The 20314-nt window shown below is 72.2% G+C and carries 17 protein-coding genes; 10 read left to right on the top strand and 7 right to left on the bottom strand.

Going from position 1 to position 20314, the window contains the following annotated elements; genetic code table 11:
* The first annotated feature begins 50 nt into the window (after positions 1-50).
* Positions 51-1025, top strand: coding sequence for a LysR family transcriptional regulator (locus tag WBN91_RS24655; RefSeq protein ID WP_337726699.1), 975 nt, complete (start codon positions 51-53; stop codon positions 1023-1025).
* An 11-nt stretch (positions 1026-1036) separates the two neighbouring features.
* Here the strand turns inward: WBN91_RS24655 and WBN91_RS24650 are convergent, their stop codons facing one another.
* Together WBN91_RS24650 and WBN91_RS24645 are read right to left on the bottom strand one after the other, a co-directional pair.
* Positions 1037-3298: an ABC transporter permease gene (locus tag WBN91_RS24650; protein WP_337726700.1), complete on the bottom strand. Its 2262-nt coding sequence runs from the start codon at positions 3296-3298 to the stop codon at positions 1037-1039.
* Positions 3295-3981: an ABC transporter ATP-binding protein gene (locus tag WBN91_RS24645; RefSeq protein WP_337726701.1), complete on the bottom strand. Its 687-nt coding sequence runs from the start codon at positions 3979-3981 to the stop codon at positions 3295-3297. The genes WBN91_RS24650 and WBN91_RS24645 overlap by 4 nt, the downstream gene beginning before the upstream one ends.
* 193 nt (positions 3982-4174) lie before the next feature.
* Between WBN91_RS24645 and WBN91_RS24640 the strand changes: the two genes are divergently transcribed.
* Positions 4175-5572, top strand: coding sequence for a sensor histidine kinase (locus WBN91_RS24640; protein WP_337726702.1), 1398 nt, complete (start codon positions 4175-4177; stop codon positions 5570-5572).
* Positions 5569-6231 carry a response regulator transcription factor gene (locus WBN91_RS24635; RefSeq protein ID WP_337726703.1) on the top strand — a complete coding sequence of 221 codons (663 nt, stop codon included), beginning with the start codon at positions 5569-5571 and terminating at the stop codon, positions 6229-6231. Before WBN91_RS24640 ends, WBN91_RS24635 begins: the two co-directional genes overlap by 4 nt.
* Before the next feature lie 40 nt (positions 6232-6271).
* Here WBN91_RS24635 and WBN91_RS24630 read toward each other — a convergent pair whose 3' ends face one another.
* Positions 6272-7516 carry a hypothetical protein gene (locus tag WBN91_RS24630; protein WP_337726704.1) on the bottom strand — a complete coding sequence of 415 codons (1245 nt, stop codon included), beginning with the start codon at positions 7514-7516 and terminating at the stop codon, positions 6272-6274.
* 73 nt (positions 7517-7589) lie between these two features.
* Between WBN91_RS24630 and WBN91_RS24625 the strand changes: the two genes are divergently transcribed.
* Together WBN91_RS24625 and hisG are read left to right on the top strand one after the other, a co-directional pair.
* The gene (locus tag WBN91_RS24625; protein WP_337726705.1) at positions 7590-8717 is read left to right on the top strand and encodes an acyltransferase family protein; all 1128 of its coding nucleotides are present in this window, start codon (positions 7590-7592) and stop codon (positions 8715-8717) included.
* A gap of 98 nt (positions 8718-8815) precedes the next feature.
* A complete protein-coding gene (gene hisG, locus WBN91_RS24620; protein WP_337726706.1) occupies positions 8816-9679 on the top strand; it encodes an ATP phosphoribosyltransferase in 864 nt (287 codons plus the stop codon).
* Here hisG and WBN91_RS24615 read toward each other — a convergent pair.
* Both WBN91_RS24615 and WBN91_RS24610 read right to left on the bottom strand, forming a co-directional pair.
* Positions 9676-10671: an isopenicillin N synthase family dioxygenase gene (locus WBN91_RS24615; protein ID WP_337726707.1), complete on the bottom strand. Its 996-nt coding sequence runs from the start codon at positions 10669-10671 to the stop codon at positions 9676-9678. The genes hisG and WBN91_RS24615 overlap by 4 nt on opposite strands.
* An 81-nt stretch (positions 10672-10752) precedes the next feature.
* Positions 10753-11343 carry a TetR/AcrR family transcriptional regulator gene (locus WBN91_RS24610; protein WP_337726708.1) on the bottom strand — a complete coding sequence of 197 codons (591 nt, stop codon included), beginning with the start codon at positions 11341-11343 and terminating at the stop codon, positions 10753-10755.
* An 80-nt stretch (positions 11344-11423) separates the two neighbouring features.
* On the opposite strand from WBN91_RS24610, the gene WBN91_RS24605 reads away from it, so the two are divergent.
* On the top strand, positions 11424-12308 hold the full coding sequence (locus tag WBN91_RS24605; protein WP_337726709.1) for an SDR family NAD(P)-dependent oxidoreductase: 885 nt from the start codon (positions 11424-11426) through the stop codon (positions 12306-12308).
* A 30-nt stretch (positions 12309-12338) separates the two neighbouring features.
* Here the strand turns inward: WBN91_RS24605 and WBN91_RS24600 are convergent, their stop codons facing one another.
* Together WBN91_RS24600 and WBN91_RS24595 are read right to left on the bottom strand one after the other, a co-directional pair.
* Positions 12339-14420, bottom strand: a complete 2082-nt coding sequence (locus tag WBN91_RS24600) for a putative bifunctional diguanylate cyclase/phosphodiesterase (RefSeq protein WP_337726710.1) — start codon at positions 14418-14420, stop codon at positions 12339-12341.
* A gap of 1 nt (position 14421) precedes the next feature.
* Positions 14422-15240, bottom strand: coding sequence for an SAM-dependent methyltransferase (locus WBN91_RS24595; protein WP_337726711.1), 819 nt, complete (start codon positions 15238-15240; stop codon positions 14422-14424).
* A 154-nt stretch (positions 15241-15394) separates the two neighbouring features.
* Here WBN91_RS24595 and WBN91_RS24590 point away from each other — a divergent pair, with 154 nt between their 5' ends.
* The 4 genes from WBN91_RS24590 to WBN91_RS24575 all read left to right on the top strand — a co-directional run bounded on the left by WBN91_RS24590 (position 15395) and on the right by WBN91_RS24575 (position 20046).
* Positions 15395-16720, top strand: coding sequence for a cytochrome P450 (locus tag WBN91_RS24590; protein WP_337726712.1), 1326 nt, complete (start codon positions 15395-15397; stop codon positions 16718-16720).
* Between the two features lie 14 nt (positions 16721-16734).
* Entirely contained in the window at positions 16735-17733 is a 999-nt protein-coding gene (locus WBN91_RS24585) for an alpha/beta hydrolase (protein WP_337726713.1), read from the top strand.
* A 150-nt stretch (positions 17734-17883) separates the two neighbouring features.
* Positions 17884-18786, top strand: a complete 903-nt coding sequence (locus WBN91_RS24580; protein WP_337726714.1) for a bifunctional DNA primase/polymerase — start codon at positions 17884-17886, stop codon at positions 18784-18786.
* Positions 18787-18822: 36 nt separating this feature from the next.
* Entirely contained in the window at positions 18823-20046 is a 1224-nt protein-coding gene (locus WBN91_RS24575; RefSeq protein WP_337726715.1) for an SGNH/GDSL hydrolase family protein, read from the top strand.
* Positions 20047-20314: the final 268 nt, after the last annotated feature.

Genomic DNA, 20314 nt, shown 5'->3' with positions numbered 1-20314 from the left:
GTACGGTCGCGGGGCCGCCGCATTTCCTACGTGGAGTGGGGGAGTGGCCCGTGGAGTTGGAAGTGCGGCATCTGCGTGCGCTGATCGCGATCGACGACACCGGCAGCCTCACCCGAGCGGCTCGACGGCTCGGGTTGTCCCAACCGGCGTTGTCCGGGCTGCTCAAGCGCATCGAGCACAGCCTGGGCGGCGCGCTGTTCTTCCGCACCGAGCACGGCTGCCTGCCCACACCGCTCGGCACGGACGTCCTGGCGCAAGCCCGGGTCGTGCTGGGTGGGATGAGTGCGATCGCGGACCGGGTCGCCGAGTGGTCGCGGCGGGGGGACCCGGCGGGTCCGTTGCGGCTTGGCGGGTACTGCGGGTTTCTGCACGTGGTGGTTGGTCGGTGGTTGCGGGAGCAGGCGTGGTGTGCGGATGTGCACCTCGTGGAGGACACCGACGACCGGATCAGCGTGGAGAAGGTCGCGATCGGCGAACTGGACCTGGCGCTGGTCTACCGCCCACCCCTGCCGGGCACGACGACCCCGCACAACGTGGCCAGCGTGCTCGTGCACCCGGCGGAGCCGGTCTTCGTGGCGATGGCACACGACCACCCGGTCGTGCGGCCGGGTCCGGTAGCGCTGGCCGACGTCCTGGACCACCCCTGGGTCGACGAACCACCCGGCACCACCCGCTGGTCGGCCTACCTGAACGGGACCTGCCAGGAACATGGCCTGGACCTGCGCCAACCCCACAGCACGACCTGCCTGGCCACCATGCTGGAACTGGTGCACGCCAAGCTCGCGGTCGGTCCGGCGTTGGCCACCAGCCGCGACCGCCCCGGCACCATCGCGGTCCGAGCGCTGGCGGACCTGCCGCTGTGGCAGGAACTCCGGCTGTTCTACCGCCCGGACACGGCCGTGGCGGCGCACGTCGAGGAGATCCACGCCCGGATCCTCTCGGCGTACGCCGCCCGTGTCGGGTGCAGCCCGGCGTTCGACGCGTGGTGGCACGACCAGGGACAGGAACTCCTGCCCGCGGTGTGACCACCCCAGGACTACTCGGTGCGCAGCGCGGTGGCGGTCCGGGTGCGCGCGGCCCAGCCCGCCGGGGGCAGCGCGCCCAGGACCGCGATCACCATGCCGCCGACCACCAACCCCGCCAGCAGGAGCGGTGAGTACACTGTGAAGGCCGCCGCCGGCAGGTTGGTGCCCGCACCCCGCCCCATCGCCGGGAGGATCCGGTCGTGCAGGGCCGTCCCCAGCGGCACCCCCAACGCCCCACCCGCCAAACCCACCACACCGACCGACGACACCACGACGGCGACGGTCTGGCGCGGGGTCATGCCCAGCGACTTCTGGATGCCCAGGTCCCGCACCCGGTCCCGGGTGTCGAGCAAGACCGTGTTCAGCACACCCAACGCCGACACCGTCACCAGCAACAAGGTCAACAACGCGGTCAAGCTGCCGATCACCAGAATCGTGTCGCTCAGCTGCCCCGAATCACTCGGGAAAGCGCTCACACCACCAGACCCCAGCGCCGAATTGACACCATCCACATAGGACTGGACATCCGTGCCAGGCTTCAAGGACACGAAGAACTTCTCCGCCCGCAACTCCGGAAACGTCCCGGCATCCAGGTACACAGCCAAACCGTCGTGCCGAGTGTCGAACAACTCGCCCACGATCCGCACAGACACCGATTTCCCCTTGTACTGCAACGAAACCGTGTCTCCGATCCCGCGACCAGTGGCAGTCAGGAACGCCGTCGGCACCACGGCCTCACCCGCCCCCGAGTACCAAGACCCGGCGATCATGGGGTGACCACCCCAACTCGCATCCCCGCTGTACGCGTACACCTGCGAGAAACCCGCCATGCCCGGCACGGTCATCTCCGCCCGAGCCAACCCGAAGTACCGATCGGTGCCCGCCTGCGCCGACAAGGCGGCGGCCACCACCCCAGGATCGGGCTCGACCCGGTCGGGCCGCATCGGCCCCTCCACCCCCACGGTGACATCGGACGTGTCGTAGTCCCGAGCCGACTGGATGACCCCCAGCGACACCCCCAACCCCACGGCGAACGTCACGGCGGCAGTGCCGAACACGACGGCCGCGGTCATCCCGAACGCCCGTGCGGGCCGAGCGAACGGTCGAGCCAGTCCCAACGCGAGTGGCAGCGGCAACCGAGCGAACCACCGCAACGCGAACCGCCCACGAGCCCCTCCCGTACGCCCCACCGCCAACGCGTCCACGGTCCGCAACCGCCCGGCCCGAAATGCGCTAACCCACGCCGTCACGGTCACCACGCCCAACACCCCAGCAACCACCACCACGTCGATCCACAACGGCACGGACAGGCTGGCGTCGTACACCTCCTCGGTCTGCCCCAGCACCGGTATCGCCAGCAGGTTCCCGGCGACCACGCCCAGCAGCACCCCAAAAGAAGCGGGCACCAGAGCCTGGCCCACGTACGTCCACACCACCTGCCGGGGCGTGCACCCCAACGCCTTCAGCACCCCGATCCGCCGCACGCCGGACGCGACCGCGCCGGCGACGACGTTGCCGACCACCAGCACCGACATCACCAACCCGAGCACGCCGAACGCCACCAGGAACGGCACGAACAGCGCGCTCTCCCGCACCGCCTCCTGCTTGGCCGTCAGCCACGACCGCGACCCCGCGACCGCGCCCTCGGGCACGGCGGCCGTCACGTCGGCCAGAGCGGCGTCCACCTCCAGCGGCGCCGCCAACCGGTACAGCATCTGGTACCCCTGCGGCGCGGTGAGCACAGACGGCGCCACCCAGGCCTCCGCGGTGCGCGTGACGGACCGGGCCACCCCGACGACCTTCACCACCGGATCACCCGGCAGATCGGTCAGCGTCACCTGCCGTCCAAAAATCCGGTCCATCGGGAACGACGTGGCCACCACGATCTCACCGGGACCGTCCGCCCACTCGCCCTCCACCAGCGTGAGCCGGTCGACGGACCCGCCCGGGTCGGCCCGCCCCACGACGGTGATCGGCGGCAGGTCGATCCTGTCCACCCGCACGGCCGTCGACGCGGTCGGGAACGGCCCGGCCGACGCCGAAGCCGTGCCCGCGGTGGCCCCAACCTCCTGGGCCGTGGCGGTGAACGACGCGGACAGGTGCGCCCCGGACTGCGCCGCGAACGCGTCCTCGAACGGCGTGGACGACACCACCAGCAGCGACCCGCCCAGCAGCGCCGCGGTGACCGCCAGCAACGCCGCCAACCCGATGACGGCCGACTGCATCCGCCGCCGGGTCACCCCGGAGCGGACCAGGCCGGGCAGCGCGCTCACCGCGACACCACCTCGTCCAGCGCGACCTGCCCGTCGACCAGGCGCACGGTCCGGCTGGTGCAGCGCCGCGCCAACTCCAGGTCGTGCGTCACCAGCACCACGGTCTGCCCGTCGGCGTTGAGCTCGGTGAGCAGGTCGGCCACGTCCGCGCCGGACGCGCTGTCGAGGGCGCCGGTCGGCTCGTCGGCCAGCAGCAGCGGCGGCCGGTTGACCAGCGCCCGCGCCACCGCGACCCGTTGCCGTTCCCCGCCGGACAGCCGACCGGGGTGGGCGGTGGCGTGCCGCGCGATCCCTAGGTACTCGAGCAGCTCACCGGCCCGTCGCCGGGCCGCCGCGCGCCCCGTGCCGGCCAGCCGGGCGGGCAGCACCACGTTCTCCAGCACGGTCAGGTCGTCGAGCAGGTTGAAGAACTGGAACACCAGGCCGACCTTCGCCCGCCGGTAGCGCGCGGCCCCCGCCTCGCCCAGCCCGTCGACCCGCGTGCCGGCCACCGTGACCGTGCCCAGGTCCGGCCGGTCCAGGCCCGCGACCAGGTTCAACAGGGTCGACTTCCCGCTGCCCGAAGGCCCGAGCACGGCCACAGCCTCGCCCTCCCGCACGGTCAGCGACACCTCCCGCAGCGCGGGCGGACCGTTCTCGTACTTGCGGGTCACGTCGTGCAGCTCGATCAGCGGCGTGGACATCCTCTTCCTTCCCTTGCGGTCGCCGGGACGCTAGGGCCGGGCGGGGAGCGGGCACGTCGGTCGCCGGAGCCATTTCCGCTACCGCGTCGGGAGGACTCGACGCCGTGTCATCCCCGCGGCGTAGTCGAGCGTCGTACGGCGGGGAGACCTCCGGAGGGGTGTCGTGGCGGGGCTCGTCGGTCAGAATGGGCCGATGATCGACCGACTGCGCGCGCGGGCGGCCCAGGTCACGCGCCCGCCGCGCGGCCCGGTCGCCGGCCGGCCGCGCCCACTGCCGGGCCGGGTCCTGGCGTGGGCGGAGGCGGACCCGGACGGAGGACAACGCGGTCCGGTCCGGCTGCGCGCCGGCGTGGCCGCGCTGGCCCGCGCGACGGGACCGCTGCCGCGTCCCGGCCGGCGCAGCCTGGTCTTCGACGTGCTGCTCGCCGTCGCGCTGTGCGTCGGCGCGCTGGACTTCGCCCTGAACATCACCGACTTCGACGCGCCGGTCGGCCTGTTCCCGCCCGACCCGATGGCCCCGCCGCCCCCGTTCTCCCCGTTCGCGGAACCCCGCTCGGCCTACGAGGGTTCCGAGTTCGGCGCGGTGGTGGTGGCGTTGGTCGCCTCGCTGGCGCTGGTGGCGCGCCGCCGCTACCCGCTGGCCGTGCTGTGGGTGGTGATGCTCGTGGGGCTGACCGTCCCCGACGCGCCCCGGCTGACCTTCTACGCGTGCGTCATCGCCGCCTACACCGCCGCCGCGTACAGCCCGTACCGGGTGGCGACCCTGGCGTCGCTGCCGCTGGCGGTGCTGGCCCTGTGGTTGCCCGAGCACCCGGTGCTGCCTACCGTGCCCAACGAGTACGTGCCGCTGCTGGTGGTCGTGCCGCTCGTGCTGGCGGCCAACGGGCTGCGCACGTGGAAGCTGCGCGCCGACGAGCGCCGCACCCGGCTGTCGGTCATGGAACGCGAGCAGCGGGACGCACTTCGCCGGGCCGTGGAGCAGGAACGCGCCCGCATCGCCCGCGAGCTGCACGACGTGGTCACGCACAACGTGAGCGTGATGGTCATCCAGACCGGCGCCGCCCGCAAGGTCATGGGCTCCGCGCCCGACCAGGCCCGGGACGCGCTGCTCGCGGTCGAGGCCGCGGGCCGCTCGGCGATGGCGGAGCTGCGGCACGTCATGGGCCTGCTCACCCCGGACGGCCCGGACGCCGACGACCTCGCGCCGCAGCCCGGCATCGACCGCCTGGACGACCTGGTGGGCCGGATGCGCGGCGCGGGCCTGCCGGTGGGCCTGACCGTCGCCGGTCCGCCGCGCCCGGTGCCCTCCGGGGTCGGGCTCGCCGCGTACCGGGTGGTGCAGGAAGCGCTGACCAACACCGTGAAGCACGCCTCCGGCGCGTCGGCGACCGTCACCGTCGAGTACACCCCCGACCACCTGTCGGTCGAGGTCGCCGACACCGGCGGGGTGGCGACCGGCGCCGCCGGCAGCGGGCGCGGCCTGATCGGGCTGCGCGAACGGCTGTCGGTCTACGGCGGCACCCTGCACACCGGTCCCCGCCCCACCGGCGGTTACCGGGTCAAGGCCCTGATCCCGCTGGAGGGGATGTGACACCGCGGGTCGTGGTCGCCGACGACCAGCTCCTCGTCCGCACCGGGTTCACCATGATCCTGTCCGCCGACGGCATCGACGTGGTGGCCGAGGCGTCCGACGGCGCGCAGGCCGTCGAGGCGGTCCGGCGCACCCGGCCGGACGTGGTGCTGATGGACATCCGCATGCCCGAGCTGGACGGCCTGGAGGCCACCCGACGCATCCTCACCGGTCGGCCCGACGAGCCGCGCGTGATCATGCTGACCACGTTCGACCTCGACCACTACGTGTACGCGGCGCTGGCCGCCGGGGCGAGCGGGTTCCTGCTCAAGGACGTCACGCCCGAGCACCTGGTGTCCGCCGTGCGCCTGGTGCGCACCGGGGACGCCCTGCTGGCCCCGACCATCACCCGGCGGCTGGTGGAGCGCTTCGCCCGCCGCGACACCGGCACTCCGACCGTGCACCAGGACCTGGCCGCGTTGACCCCGCGCGAGCTGGAGGTGCTGCGGCTGCTGGCGAGCGGGTTGAGCAACGCGGAGCTGGCGGGCCGGCTGCACCTGTCGGAGGCGACCGTGAAGACCCACATCGCGCGCATCCTGGCCAAGCTCGGCCTGCGGGACCGCGTGCAGGCCGTGATCGCCGCCTACGAGACCGGCCTGGTCGCGCCCGGCGGGTCGTGAAGCTCAGCGAGCGCCCGGCGAAGCCCAGCGAGCGTCTCCGTCACGCCCGGCGGGTCGTGAGCGCGGCCAGGACCTCGTCGTGCCCGTGCGGTCGGGGGACGAGGTCGCGCAACCCCAGCGCGGGCAGGTCGCCGACCAGCACCAACTGCTCGCCCGCCCGGGTCGACCGCAGCGCCGCGCCGGTGTGGCGGAGGTCCGCCCGGTCGCGCGTGAAGCCGTAGAGGACGACCTGCCGGTCGCCGCCCCGGAAGTCCTGCGCCCCGATGTTGCGCCGGAGCCGGTCGTGCGCACCGAGCAGCGCCACGAGCCGCGCGGTGACCTCCTCGGCCTGGGCGGCGTGCGGGACGACCACCGCCCAGTCGCGGCCGGCGGTCTCGTAGTGGGCCGCCAGCCGGGCCAGCAGGTTGGCCTCGACCGGGTTGTAGAAGCCCTGGCCGCGCTGCCGGGTGGGCCGTTCCCGGCGGCGGCGCGCGGGCAGGCCCGAGGTGTCCACGAAGGCCAGCGGACCGGCGAAGACGTCGTCCCGGTGCACGTGGCCGGTCGCCCCGCGCGGGCCGTGACCGCACAGCCGGGCGCAGAAGTCGGCGATCTCCACCGGCACCTCGCGCCGGCGCGTCAGCCGCACGACGTTCGCGGCCGGCAGCCGGGCGGCGAGTTCGGCGAGCACGCCCCGCTCCTCGCCCACCAGCACCACCCGCCGGAGGTCCGCCAGCCGCACCACCAGCTCCGGCCACCCCAGCCGGTCGACATCGTCCACAGTGGACACACCAGCCGCCAGCAACGCCTCGACCAGCCGGGTCTTCCCGCTGCCCGGACCGCCCAGCACGACCAGCAGGTCCGGCACGGCCAGCCCTCGGCGCAAAGCCTCCCGCTGGTCCGGGTCCAGCCCTTCGGCCGGCACGTCGTCGAGGGGCGTGAAGGGCGCAACCCGCCCCAGCGCCAACGACTCCACCAGCCGATGCCCGCGCAGATCACGCAGCGCGGCGCGGTGTCGATCGAAGGACTCGGCGACCGGCACCAGCACGCCGGTCGCCAAAGGCCCGACAAACCGGTCGAACCGGATGGTCACGGTCCGAGCGTCCACCCGCACCACCCGCCCGCGCACCCCACCGAGCTCCAGCAACGTGCCCACGGCAGGTAGATGAGGGCCGCTCACCACGAACTTCCCCGGCCCGGCGGCGCGGCACGGGTAGGGCGGCTCGGCCCGGGCGGCGGCCACCGCGGCACCCTCCTGCGCGTCGATCGCGCGGGAGACCTGGTCGACGAACGCATCGATCCCGTGCACACCACCACCGCCAATCGGCGACAGACAGTAGTGGTGCGGTCCGACCGCCGTCGCCCGGGGTTACCTTGGAGGCATGACCGCGCAGGTGGGACAGCGGTCGCGACTGACCGCGGTGGACAACCTGAAGGTGCTGCTCGTCGCCTGGGTGATCGGCGGGCACGCGCTGCTCGGGTACTCCGCCGTGGGCGGGTGGCCCTACGACGAGGTCAACGAGGTCACCTTCGCGCCCCGCGTGGAAGCCGTGCTGGCGGCGGTCCTCGGACCGTCGGGACTGTTCCTGATGGGCACGTTCTACCTGCTGTCCGGGCTGTTCACCCCCGGCTCGCTGGCCCGCAAGGGCCGGGGCCGGTTCGTCCGGGAACGGTTGGTGCGCCTGGGGATCCCGTGGGTGCTGTCGGCGCTGCTGGTGTGGCCGCTGTCGCTGTGGGTGGCCTACCGCGCAGCCGGGCACGACGTGTCGCCGTGGTGGGTCTTCACCCACCGCGACCCGTTCCTGGACTCGGGTTCGCTGTGGTTCGTGGCGATCCTGCTGCTGTTCTCCCTGGCCTACGCGGTCGTCGGACGCCCTTCGGACACGCCGCGCACGCTCACCACCGGCCACCTGGTCGTGGTGACCGCCGGTGTCGCGGTGAGCACGTTCGTGGTGCGACTGTGGGTGCCCGCCCGCAGCGGTCAGGTGGGGGACCTGCACATCTGGTGGTGGCCGCAGTTGCTGGCCCTGTTCGGCCTGGGCATCGCCGGCGCGCGGGCCGGGCTCGCGCAGCGGGTTCCCGAGCGGATGTGGCGCACCTGCCGGGTGGTGGCGTTCCTGGCCCTCGCCTCCGTGCCGGTGACCGCGGTGGCGGTCGGGGTGTCGGACCTGTCCGGGCAGTCCGGTCCGTTCCTGGGCGGGTGGCGGTGGCAGGCGCTGCTGCTCGCGGTCGTCGAATCGGTGCTGGTGGTCGGCGGGTCGGTGTGGCTGCTGGGGTTGGCGCAACGCAGGCTCACCCGCGGCGGGGCGTTCGCGGGCGCGCTGGCCCGGTCCGCGTTCGCGGCCTTCGTCGTCCAGGGACCGGTCCTGGTGCTGCTCGCCGTGGCCGCCCGCCCGGTGCCGCTGCCGGCCGAGGTGAAGGCGTTCCTGGTCGCAGGCGGGGCGGTCGCGGTGTCCTTCGCCCTGGGCCGACTGGCGACCGCGAACACCCGATTGGGTCGTTTTCTCTGACCCTTTCGGCGAATGGTCGGATTATTGTTCACTTCCCATTCCTTGGGAGCCCGGCCCCAGGTCAGAGCCTCGTAGGCGGGTGTGGGAGACTGCGGGTCATGGCTCCTCTTCGCTTCGCCCTGCCCAACAAGGGCTCCCTGAGTGCTCCCGCGGCGCAAATGCTGTCCGAGGCGGGGTACCGGGTCCATCGGTCGGGGCGCGAGCTGATCGTGGCCGATCCGGCAAATGATGTGCAGTTCTTTTTCCTGCGTCCCCGCGACATCGCCGTCTACGTCGGCGAGGGCTCGCTGGACGTCGGCATCACCGGCCGGGACCTCCTGCTCGATTCGACCGTGTCGGCCCAGGAGATCCTCCCGCTGGGGTTCGGCCGGGCGTCGTTCTACTTCGCCTCCAAGCCCGGCGGCATCACCGACCAGGCGGGCCTGGAGGGCAAGCGGATCGCCACCAGCTACCCGAACCTGGTCGAGGAGTACCTGTCCGAGCAGGGGATCAAGGCCAAGCTCGTCCGCCTGGACGGCGCGGTGGAGACCGCGGTGGAACTGGGCGTGGCCGACGCCATCGCGGACGTGGTGGAAACCGGCATCACCCTGAAGACCTCGGGCCTGGAGACCTTCGGCAAGCCCATCCTCAAGTCCGAGGCCGTCCTGATCCAGGGCGACACGGTCGCGGAGACCCCCGAAGCCGTCCGCTCGGTGGAGATCCTGCACCGGCGCCTGCAAGGCGTGCTCATCGCCCGCCGGTACGTGATCCTGGACTTCGACTGCCCGGTCGCGGCCCAGGAGGAGGCGTTCAAGCTGGTCCCCGGCATCGAGTCCCCGACGGTCTCCCCGCTGGCCCGCGAGGGCTGGGTGGCGGTCCGCTCCCTGGTGCCGCGCGACGACGCGCCGTTCATCATGGACCAGCTCTGGCAGGTGGGCGCCCGCGCCATCCTGGTCAGCTCCCTGGACACCTGCCGCATCTAACCGACGCGCTCTTCGGGCAGTTTCGGGGCGAAGGTCTGCTGCATCTTGTGCGAGAACCACTGTCCGACGGTCACTCGCTCGAACTCCGGTGCGGCGCCTTCGCCCCGGAACTCGCCCCCGATCGGCTCGATCGACGTGTCGTGGTTGGGCAGGTGGAAGAACGGGATCGAGATCCGGGACGCGGTGTTCCCCTGTTCCGGGTTGACCACCCGGTGCACGGTGGAGGCCCACCGGCCACCCGTCCAAAAAGCCATCAGGTCCCCGATGTTGACCACGAAACTCCCGGGGATCGCGGGCAGGTCCCGCCACTCGCCCGCATCGGTCAGCACTTGCAGCCCGCTGAGGTCGTCCTCCTGGTACAGGATTGTCAGCGTGCCCCAGTCGGTGTGCGACTCGCGCCGGATCCGGCCCGGCGGCGGGGTTTCCCGTTGCGGGTAGTAGAAGTTGGCGAGCAGCAGTGAGACGTGCCGGTCGAACTTGGCGTCGAAGAACGTCTCCGGCAGGTCGAGGGCCAGTGCGAACAGGCGCATGACGTCTTCGGACAACGCCGTCATCGCGGCCATGTACTCGTGCCAGGTCGCGCGGAAATCGGCGGGCGAATCGGGCCAGAGGTTGGCCACCTTCCAGGTCGCCGGGTAGTCGCCCAACGCCTCCCGATCCGCTTCCGGCAGGTCGCCGGTCACGTGCGCGGCGAAGGCCTCGTAAAGGCCCGGTACGCCGCCCTTCCCGTCGAACTTCCGCAGTCCCGACACGCCCGCGACGCTCGCGGACCGGTCCTTCTCCTCCGCCGGCAGACCGAAGAAACCATTGGTGGTCCGGTACATCCGCTCCACCAATTCCTGTGGCACGCCGTGGCCCACGATGGTGAAGAAACCCGAACGCCGGCAAGACCGGCCGATCGCCTCGGCGATCTCGGCGCGCCCCGCCGCGGTGTTCCCGGACGACAGGTCGATGACCGGTGCGAAATCATCGACGACAACCACTCCGCTCATTATTCCTCCCGATGAGGAATGTTAGGAGTGCTCGGTAATTCGCCGGTAACGAATTGCGCCACCGGGCTGGAAGGAATTGCGCTACCGCGTCGGCGACAACGCGGTGAGGTGGTCGAACGCGGCGTCCAGGGCGGCGGGCAGCGCGACCGGGTCCAGGCCCGCGACGCGGCGGGCCGTGCGGTAGCAGGCCAGGGCCAGTTGGGGCACGAGGGTGGCGGTGGGCTCGGGGGTGCCCTTGGCGCGCAGGTTCTCGCTCATCGCCTCGACTAGGCGCTGGTACTTGCGCATCGCCCGGTCGTTGAGCTCCGGGTTGGCTTCCAGCAGGCGTTCGTGCTGGACGAAGTGCTCGCGGTCGGCGGTCATCTCGCGGCACAGGACCAAGGCGAACTCGCGGGTCTGCGCCAGGGTGTCGTCGGGGGTCGCCACCGGCGGCAGGGCGCGGTGCCGGGTCACCCAGTCGTCCATGATCGCCTGCTCCTCGGAGAAGACGACCTCCTGCTTGTCGCCGAAGTAGCGGAAGAACGTGGTGCGGCCCACCTCGGCGCGCTCGGCGATGTCGGCGACCGTCACGTCGGCGAAGCCGCGTTCGGCGAACAGCTCGAAGGCGGCGGCGACGATCTGGTCGCGGGCGCGCTGCGCCTTGCGCTGGCGCAGCGGTGGGCGGATCGACATGCGGGAGAGCATAGCGGCCGTGGCACCAAGTCCGTTATGGTACTGAGTACCACTTCGAACTCAGTACCGGGAGCCGCCCGATGGGCACGACACTGATGACCGGCGCGACCCGCGGCCTGGGCCGCCACGCCGCCGCGCACCTCCTGCGCACCCGACCCGACGACCACCTGGTGGTGCTGGCGCGCGGCGAGGTGCCGCTGTCCGCGCCCAACCTCACCGTGGTCCCGTGCGACCTGACCTCGTTCGCCGACATCCGCCGCGCGGTCGGGGACGTCGTCCCGATGCTGGGTGGGCAACTGCCGCCGCTGACCGGGTTCCTGGGCAACGCCGGCGTGCAGCAGACGTCCACTTCGGACACCACGGCCGACGGGTTCGAGCGGACCTTCGGGGTCAACGTGCTGGCCTACCACCTGCTGCTCACCCTGCTGCGCGACCACTTCGCCGCCGGGTCGCGCATCCTGGTGGTCGGAAGCGACGTCCACTTCGGCACCTGGCGGCACGGGTTCGGCGCGATCCCGCCGCCGCGCTGGGACGACGTGCGCGCGCTGGCCGCCCCGCGTCCGGGCGGGGTGCGGGAGGGCCGCCGCGCGTACGCCACCAGCAAGCTGGGCGTGATCTACCTGGTGCACGCCCTGCAACGCCGCCTGCCCGCCGGCACCGACGCCTACACCTACAACCCGGGGTTCGTGCCGGGGACGGGCCTGATCCGGGACGCCGACCCGGTGAGCCGGGCGCTGGTGGCGTCGATCGGCCACGTGCTGCGGCTGACCCCGGCGGCGACCGGGCAGGTGCGCGCGGGCCGGGTGATGGCCGAGACGATGACCGGACCGCGCCCGGCCGAGGGCGGCGCCTACATCGACCGGGGGCGGGTGATCCCGTCGTCGGCGGAGTCCTACGACGTGGAGCGCGAGGAAGACCTGTGGCGGGTCGCCGACGCGCTGTGCGGGGTCACGACCACCGCCTGATCAGCGATCGCCACAGCCCCGCCGGCCTGATCAGAGCCGGTCGGCGATCGCCTTCGGCGGACCGGCCGGGGCGAACAGCGGTCCGGACGCGGTCTCCGCTCCGACCTCCCGCCACCACCGCGCCTGACCGGGCGTGCTGACGTCGGCCACCGACACCGCGATACCGGACTCCCGCACCACCGCCAGCAGTTCCGCCAACGCCCGCGCCACCAACGGCGCGGGCTGGTCGGTCAACGGCCGGCACACCCGGACCGCACGGGCCGGGAAGTCCGCCACCGCGACCAGGTCGGCCGGCGCGGCGGTGAACCCGTCGACCTCCACACCCACCCCGGTCTCGGCCAGGATGCGCAGGTTGTCGGCCGCCTCGCCGTCGTCCAGCACGACCTCGGCGGGCGCGCCCAGCCACAGCGCACCGGCCGGCAGCCCGGTGTCCGCCAACGACGTGCGCACCGCGCCGACCAGTTCCGGGTCGGCGGCCTGCCGCGCGGTCAGCGACACCCGCACCGGGGCCGACCACGCCGCGCCCTGGGCGCACGCCACCCGCAGCAGCCACGTGCCCAGCGGCACGACCAGGCCGGTGTCCTCGGCCAGCGCCAGGCACTGCTCGTGCGGCACGACGCCCAGCCGCGGGTGGTCCCACCGCAGCACCGCCTCGCCGCCCACCACCTTGGAGTCCGACAGCCGCACGAGCGGTTGGTAGAGCACGGTCAGCTCGCCCGACGCCCACGCGCCCGCCATCGTCGCGGCCAAGCCGAACATGCGCCGGTCGCGGGTGTCCTGGGCCGGGTCGGCCAGTTCCCACTGCCGCCGCCCGTTGCCCTTGGCGCGGCGCAGGGTCAGGTCCGCCGAGTCGAGCAGGTCGTGCGGGGACGCGTCGCGCGGCGGGCGGTGCACGACGCCGATCGTGGCTGAGCACGCGACCAGCGCGCCGCGCGACTCGAACGGCTCGGACAGCTTGTCGTTGATTCGCCGCACCATCGTCACGACGTCGGGCGTGGTGGCGGAGTTGCGCACCAGCACCGCGAACTCGTCGAACCCGAACCGCGCCACCATCGCGTCCTCGCCCGCCACGACCTGCTCCAGCCGCTCGCCGACGACCTTGAGCAGGTGGTCGCCCACCGGGCGCCCCAGCCCGCCGGTCACCAGCGAGAAGCCGTCGAGGTCCAGGTGGTAGACGGTGATGCCGTGCACCGGGTCGGCGTCGCGCAGCGCCTGCTCCAGCCGGCTGGTGAAGTACTGGCGGTTGGGCAGCCGGGTCAGCACGTCGTGCAGCGACTGGTGGTTGAGCTGGCCCTGCAACAGGTTCACGTCGGTGCTGTCCTCGGCCAGCACCACCACCTGGTTGCCGCCCTCGTGGCGGCGCAGCGGGGACAGCGTCAACGCCACCCACGCCAGCTCGCCGTCGGCGCGCAGCAGCCGGTGCGGCTGGGTCAGCGACATCGTCCCGCCCTCGGCCAGCAGGGCGAACTCGGCGCGCAGGCCCTCCCGCTCGTCCTCGTGGACCAGGTCGAACAGCGGCGTCCCGGTCAGCTGCGCCGGGGTGCGGTCGACGATGCGGCCCATCGCGCCGTTGACCTGGACCAGCCGGCCGGTCAGGTCCGCGGTCGCGACACCGGTGGACGTCCCGCCCTCCAGCAGGTCCACCCGGCTCTGGCTGATCTGGAGTTCGGCCTGGGCCTCCCGCATCGCCCGGTACAGCGAGCGGCCCAGCTGCTCCTGCTGCTCCAGCGTGGTGCTCTTCACCCGCTGCACGAACCCGGCGGCCAGCGCGGCGACGACGTCCACGACCCGGTCCCGCAGCCGGTCCGAGTCGACGTGCGGCGCCATCGTCAGCAGGCCCTTGGCCACCACCTCGACCGTGCACTGCAAGCCCTCCGGCCCGGTGCAGTTGAGGTCCACCAGCGCCGCGCCGACCTCGTGGCCGACGCGCTGGGCCAGGGCGTCGTCGCCGACCGCCGCCCACAGCCGTTCCACCAGGCCCAGCAGGTGCCGTTCCAGTTCGGGCGTGCTCAACGGGATGAACGTGCGGGCGCTGAGCAGGTAGGCCCACTTCTTCGCGAGCTTCGCTCGGGCGCGCGGTCCTTCCGCGTCCTGGGGAAGCGCAGCGGTCATCTCAGCGGCTCCCGCCCGCCGGTTTGCGCCCGACGCCGACGTAGACCTGGGTGTTGTCGTCGGGGTCGTCGGAGATGGACCCCATGCCGTCGGGCCGCCACAGCGCGACGCCGACGACCCCGGGGTCCACCAGGTCGTAGCCGGTGAACAGCTCGGTCACCTCGGCGTGGGTGCGGTAGACGAGGTTGTCCTGGGAGTTGCTGCGCCGCACGGTCGCCGCGGCCTCGCGCATGGTCTCCAGGCGGCGGTCGGCGGTGGCGTGGGAGATGACCAGGGCGCTGCCGGGCGCGAGCCGGTCCCGGTAGCGGGCGAGGTAGCCGACCGGGTCCTCCGAGTGCGGCGAGAAGTGCAGCACCAGCAGCATCAGCACGGCGATCGGGCGGTCGAAGTCCAGCAGCCCCACCACTTCCGGGCGGGACAGCACGTCCTCCGGCTCGCGCATGTCGGCCTGCACCACGGTGGCGCGGTCGTTGCCGGCCAGGATGAGCTTGCTGTGCGCGACGGCGACGGGGTCCTTGTCGACGTAGACGACCTTGGCGGCGGGGGCGATCTCGTGGACGTTGCCCACGGTCGGGATGCCGGAGCCGATGTCGAGGAACTGGTCGACACCCTCGTCCACCAGGTGGGTCACCGCCCGTCGGAGGAAAGCGCGGTTGATCCGCACCAGTCTTCGCGCTCCGGGCAGCACTTTCAGCATTTCGTCACCCATTCGGCGGTCCACCGCCAGGTTGTGGGCGCCGCCGAGCAGGTAGTCGTATGTGCGCGCCACGCTGGGGACGTTGATGTCGATGCCGTCGGGCACCCAGTCGAGATCGGTCACGGCGCACTCCTGGGGGATGGGGGAACCAGCACATCCAACCGCCTCGGGCGCGCTGAAGCCAGCCGATCCAACAACTTAACTCGAATGCGCGATCCCCAGGGCCTCCGAACGGCGCATAGAGTGCACGCGGTCAATCCCCGGCTGGAGGCCAAAGATGACCACCGGAAGCCGAAAACGTGAGGTCCCCACAGTTCCCCGACGATTACCCCTGATCGGCCACACCCCCGCCATGCTGCGACAACGACTCGCGTTCACCGCGAAACTGCGGTCCCACGGCGATCTCGTGCGGGTGTGGCTCGGGCCGCTCCCGGTGTACTTCGCGACCACGCCGGAATTGGCCCACCAGGTCCTTTCCGGGCAGACCGAGAAGTTCGCCAAGGGGCTGCTGGTCGACAAACTGCGCCGCGCGTTCGGGAACGGCCTGGTCAGCACGGACGGCGAATTCCACCGCCGCCAACGTCGGATGATCCAACCCGCGCTCCAGCGCCCCGCGTTGGAACGGCACGCGGCCGTGATGACCGCGTCGGCGGCCGACCTGGTCGATTCCTGGCGACCTGGACAAGTGCTCCAGTTCGACCGGGTGATGCAGGACTTCACCATCGGCGTCGTCGGCCGCACCCTGTTCTCCACCGATTTCGACCCGCGGGTCAGCGCGGAGGTCCGCCGGCACACGCCCACCATGATCCGGCTCGGCGTGGTCCGGGCGCTGGCCCCCGGGTGGCTCGCGTTCCCGGTCAACCGCCGCTTCGACGACGCGGTGGCCCACGTCCACCGGGTCGTGGACGACGTGGTGGCGGGCCGCCGCACCGACCGCGACGACCTGCTGTCCACGTTGGTGGAGGCCCGCGACGAGCACGGCCTGCCGATGAACGCCCGCCAGGTGCGCGACGAGGTGGTGACCCTGCTGACCGCGGGCAGCGAGACCACCGGCGTGGCGCTGTCCTGGCTGTTCCACGAGCTGGGCCGGAACCCCGACGTCGCCGACCGCCTGCGCGCCGAGGTCGACGAGGTGGTGGGGCGGCGGCCGGCGACCCTGGCCGACGTCCCCGACCTGCCTTACACGCGGCGCGTGATCAGCGAGGTGCTGCGCCGGTACACCCTGTGGATCATGATGCGCCGGGCGAGCACCGACGTGACCCTGGGCGGCGTCGACCTGCCGGCCGGCACGGACGTCGCCTTCAGCCCGCACGCCCTGCACCACGACCCGCTCTCGCACCCCGAGCCCACCCGTTTCGACCCCGACCGCTGGCTGCCCGAGCGGGCGGCCCTGGTGCCGCGCGGCGCGTACGTGCCGTTCGCCGGCGGTCTGCACCACTGCCCGGGCCACTTGTACGCGCAGTACGAGATCGCCATCGCCACCGCGACCATCGCGGCGCGGTGGCGGCTGGTCCCCGTGCCCGGACAGCCGGTGCACCCCAAGGTGATCGGCTTGACGTACCCGAACCGCCTGCCGATGACCGCCGTTCCCCGTTCCCATTAGGAGGTCGTTCTTCCTTGCGGTACTCACTCGCCGCCGGCGCGGTCGCGCTGCTCGTGGCGTCGTCGCTGACCACCGCGTCCGCCGCCGCCTCGTCCTGCCGGGACGTCTACGCCCCGGTCCGGGTCCTCGGGCAGCAGCACACCGTGCACGGCGAGCTGTGCACACCGGCCAGCGGCGCCTCGACCGTGCAGGTCCTGGTGCCCGGCGCCACCTACAACAGCTCGTACTGGAACTACCCCGACGGCGCGCACTCCTTCCGTGCGGCCCAGAACGCGGCCGGCTTCGCCACCCTGACGATCGACCGCCTGGGCACCGGCGCCAGCTCCCGGCCGCTCGCGGTGGCGCTGACCGGTTTCGTGCAGGCCGACGCCCTGCACCAGGTCGTGCAAGGGCTGCGGTCGGGCGCGTACGGCCGGTCGTTCAAGAAGGTGATCACCGGCGGCCACTCGTTGGGCGCGGCGATCAGCGTGCTGGAGGCCGGCACCTACAAGGACGTGGACGGCGTCCTGGTGACCGGCATGACGCACGCCGTCAACCCGGCGGGCGTGGCCGAGGCGTTCTCGCACTTCGTGCCCGCCAACCTGGACGCCAAGTTCGGCCTGCTGTACCCGCTGGGCTACCTGACCACCGCGCCCGGCACCCGGTACGAGAGCTTCCACGCGCCCGGGTTCCTCGCGCCGCCCCTGGAGGCGATCGAGGAGTCCACAAAGGACGTGTTCTCGGCGACCGAGGCCGCGGACGGCTTGGGCGTGTCGGTGCTGTTGCCGTACAGCCTGCTCATCGACGTGCCGGTGATGGTGGCGGTGGGCAGCCGGGACACCGCCGTGTGCGGCCTGCTGGCCACCGACTGCTCGACGTCGCAGACGCTCCTGGACGCCGAGGCCCCCTACTACGGGGGCAAGGTGCGCGCGTTCAGCCTCCCCGACTACGGCCACTCCATCAACCTCGCCCCGAACGCGGGCGAGTACTACGCAGCAGCCGCCGCCTGGGCCGCCCAGGAAGTCGGCCGTTGACCCCTGTGCGGGGTCCGCACGCGCCGCGGACCCCGCACAGCGGGCCGGTTGCCGCCGATCGGACGCCTGTACGCACGCGGTGCGACCAGGGAGAATGGTCGTAGCGGTGTGCTTCCCCCACGCCGGAGGGCGAGGTGTTGGGGGTGCGGCATGGGCGCGTTCGAGGCGAGGCTCGCGGCGGCGTTGACGGCCGTGGAACACGGGTGGCCGGTGTTCCCGTTGCGGCCGTTGGGGAAGGTGCCGGCGCTCAAGGACTGGGACCGGCGGGCCACGCTGGACGTTAAGCAGGTCGAGGCCTGGTGGCGGCACCGGCCGTACAACATCGGGATCTCCTGCCGAGCCGCGGACCTCCTCGTGGTGGACCTGGACCAGGGCATCCCGCACGGCCGGGACGTGCTGGCCGACCTGGCACGTCGATATGGTGCGGACGACCCGGCCGACACCTACACCGTGTTCACACCCAGCGGGGGAGAACACCGCTACTTCCGCGCCCCTCAGACACCGCTGCGCAACACCGTCGGCAAGCTGGGCCGGCACGTGGACACCCGCTCGGCGGGCGGGTACGTCGCCGCCGCTGGTTCGATCCGGCACATGACCAGCGGTTTGCGCCTGTACAAGGTGATCCGTGACGTCCCGCCCGCCCCCGCGCCGGAGTGGCTGGTCCGCCTCCTGAGCCCACCCCCACCTCCACCCCCGCCTGCGACCCCGTCGATCCCCGCCCCGCGACGGGTCCGCGCCTACCGGGCTGCCGCCCTGGACGGCGAGGCCCAACGAGTCCGCACAGCCGTGCCCGGAACCCGCGCGCACGCCCTGTTCACCGCCGCCTGCCGCCTGGGCGAACTGGTCGGCGCAGGCTGGCTCGACGAACAGGACGCCACCGCCACCCTCCTGAACGCCGCCGCCCACCACAACGGCGTCGAGGGCTGGACCGACCGCGAGGCCCGCCACCACATCACCAACGGCCTGGCCACCGGCCGCCGATCCCCACGCGTCATCCCCGACAGGGGCGTGCCGGAGCCGCGCGAGCCCGCACCCGGACGAGTAGGTTGGTGATCGACTGCGATTCACCGCGCATCTGGGGGCACACAGATGAAGAAACTCGCCACACTCCTGCTCACAGCCGTGGTGGGGGTGGCACTGGCACCCGCGGCACAGGCCGACCCGCACCGCGGCTTCGCCGCGATCTGGGGCGCATCACCGCACGCGCCCACCGACGGCTTCGGCCCGAGCTGGGGCACTGTAGGTTTCGAGAACCAGACGGTCCGCCAGGTCGTCCGCCTCAACGGCGGCGGCCCGGCCTTGCGCATCCGCCTGTCGAACACCTACGGAACCCGTCCCCTGAAGGTCACAGGGGCCACCATCGCGAGAACGGACGTCGGTGCCGCCGTCAAGCCCGGCTCGGTCCGACACCTGACCTTTCGAGGCAACCGCTCGGCGACCGTGCCGGTAGGCGCCCAAACCTCCAGCGACGTGGCCCTCTTCCCAGTGGCACCACTGTCCAAGCTGACCGTCACCCTCTACTTGGCGGACCCCACCGGCCCAGCAACCGGCCACGTCTTCGCCACCGCAACCTCCTACCGCGCCGCCGGCGACCACCGCGCAGACGTGGCAGGCGAGCCGTTCACCGAGACCACCCAGTCGTGGTTCTACTTGAGCGCCGTGGAAGCAGTAGACACCTCACCCCGCCCCGACACGGTGGTGACCTTCGGCGACTCCATCACCGACGGCGCGGGTGCCACGGTAGACGCCGACAACCGCTACCCCGACGAACTAGCCGAACGCCTACGGGGCCGCAAGAACGTCGTCAACGCAGGTATCGGCGGCAACCGAGTCCTCAACGATTCCCCGTGCTTCGGCGAGAAGGCCACGACGCGGTTCGCGAGGGACGCCCTGTCCCAGCCCGACGTGCGCACCGTGATCGTGCTGGAGGGCATCAACGACATCGGCTTCCCTTCGTTCGAACACCCGTGCACCACGCCTGCTACCCAGATCACTGCGGAGGAGCTCATCGGGGGTTACCGGGAGCTGATCCGGCAGGCACACGCGAAGGGCGTGCGGGTTCTGGGTGCCACGCTGCTGCCGTACAAGGGGGCTGGGTACTTCACGCCTGAGGGTGAGGCGATTCGGGATGCGGTGAACGAGTGGATCCGGACGTCGGGGGAGTACGACGGGGTGATCGACTTGGACCGGGCCTTGGCCGACCCGGCGGACCCGGACAAGCTCTTGGCTGCTTATGACAGCGGCGACGCCTTGCACCCGAACGACGCTGGGTATCGCGCGATGGCCGAGGCAGTCGACCTGAGCCTGCTGTAGGAGAGAGCGAGCCGCCCCGGCCAACACGGACCGGGGCGGCTCCTCACCACCCGCCGGCCTCCGGCCCGCAGCACCCCCAACTCACCGGCGATCCGCCAGTCATCGCCATCCGCCGGCCGCAGGCCCACGCGCCCCACCACCGAACCGGCCGCGCGCTTTTCGCCCGAAGGGCGGTTCCGCCGAAGGCGCATGCCAAGCGGCAGCGACCACGGGAAGGGCCTCGGTTTCTTTCCCCGTCCGGCCTGGGCGAAGCCCAACCACGCTTGGT

This window comes from Saccharothrix sp. CCNWYY140 (genome assembly GCF_037401995.1).
In the GTDB taxonomy this organism is placed as follows: domain Bacteria; phylum Actinomycetota; class Actinomycetes; order Mycobacteriales; family Pseudonocardiaceae; genus Actinosynnema.
The sequence above is the reverse complement of the archived record's forward strand: the minus strand, read 5'-3'. Positions and strand labels throughout refer to the sequence as shown.

Coding starts and splice junctions, on each gene's coding strand:
- WBN91_RS24575 (WP_337726715.1), top strand. CDS start 18,823: ATGAAGAAACTCGCCACACTCCTGCTCACAGCCGTGGTGGGGGTGGCA.
- WBN91_RS24600 (WP_337726710.1), bottom strand. CDS start 14,420: ATGACCGCTGCGCTTCCCCAGGACGCGGAAGGACCGCGCGCCCGAGCG.
- WBN91_RS24590 (WP_337726712.1), top strand. CDS start 15,395: ATGACCACCGGAAGCCGAAAACGTGAGGTCCCCACAGTTCCCCGACGA.
- hisG (WP_337726706.1), top strand. CDS start 8,816: ATGGCTCCTCTTCGCTTCGCCCTGCCCAACAAGGGCTCCCTGAGTGCT.
- WBN91_RS24605 (WP_337726709.1), top strand. CDS start 11,424: ATGGGCACGACACTGATGACCGGCGCGACCCGCGGCCTGGGCCGCCAC.
- WBN91_RS24615 (WP_337726707.1), bottom strand. CDS start 10,671: ATGAGCGGAGTGGTTGTCGTCGATGATTTCGCACCGGTCATCGACCTG.
- WBN91_RS24645 (WP_337726701.1), bottom strand. CDS start 3,981: ATGTCCACGCCGCTGATCGAGCTGCACGACGTGACCCGCAAGTACGAG.
- WBN91_RS24625 (WP_337726705.1), top strand. CDS start 7,590: ATGACCGCGCAGGTGGGACAGCGGTCGCGACTGACCGCGGTGGACAAC.
- WBN91_RS24640 (WP_337726702.1), top strand. CDS start 4,175: ATGATCGACCGACTGCGCGCGCGGGCGGCCCAGGTCACGCGCCCGCCG.
- WBN91_RS24580 (WP_337726714.1), top strand. CDS start 17,884: ATGGGCGCGTTCGAGGCGAGGCTCGCGGCGGCGTTGACGGCCGTGGAA.
- WBN91_RS24610 (WP_337726708.1), bottom strand. CDS start 11,343: ATGTCGATCCGCCCACCGCTGCGCCAGCGCAAGGCGCAGCGCGCCCGC.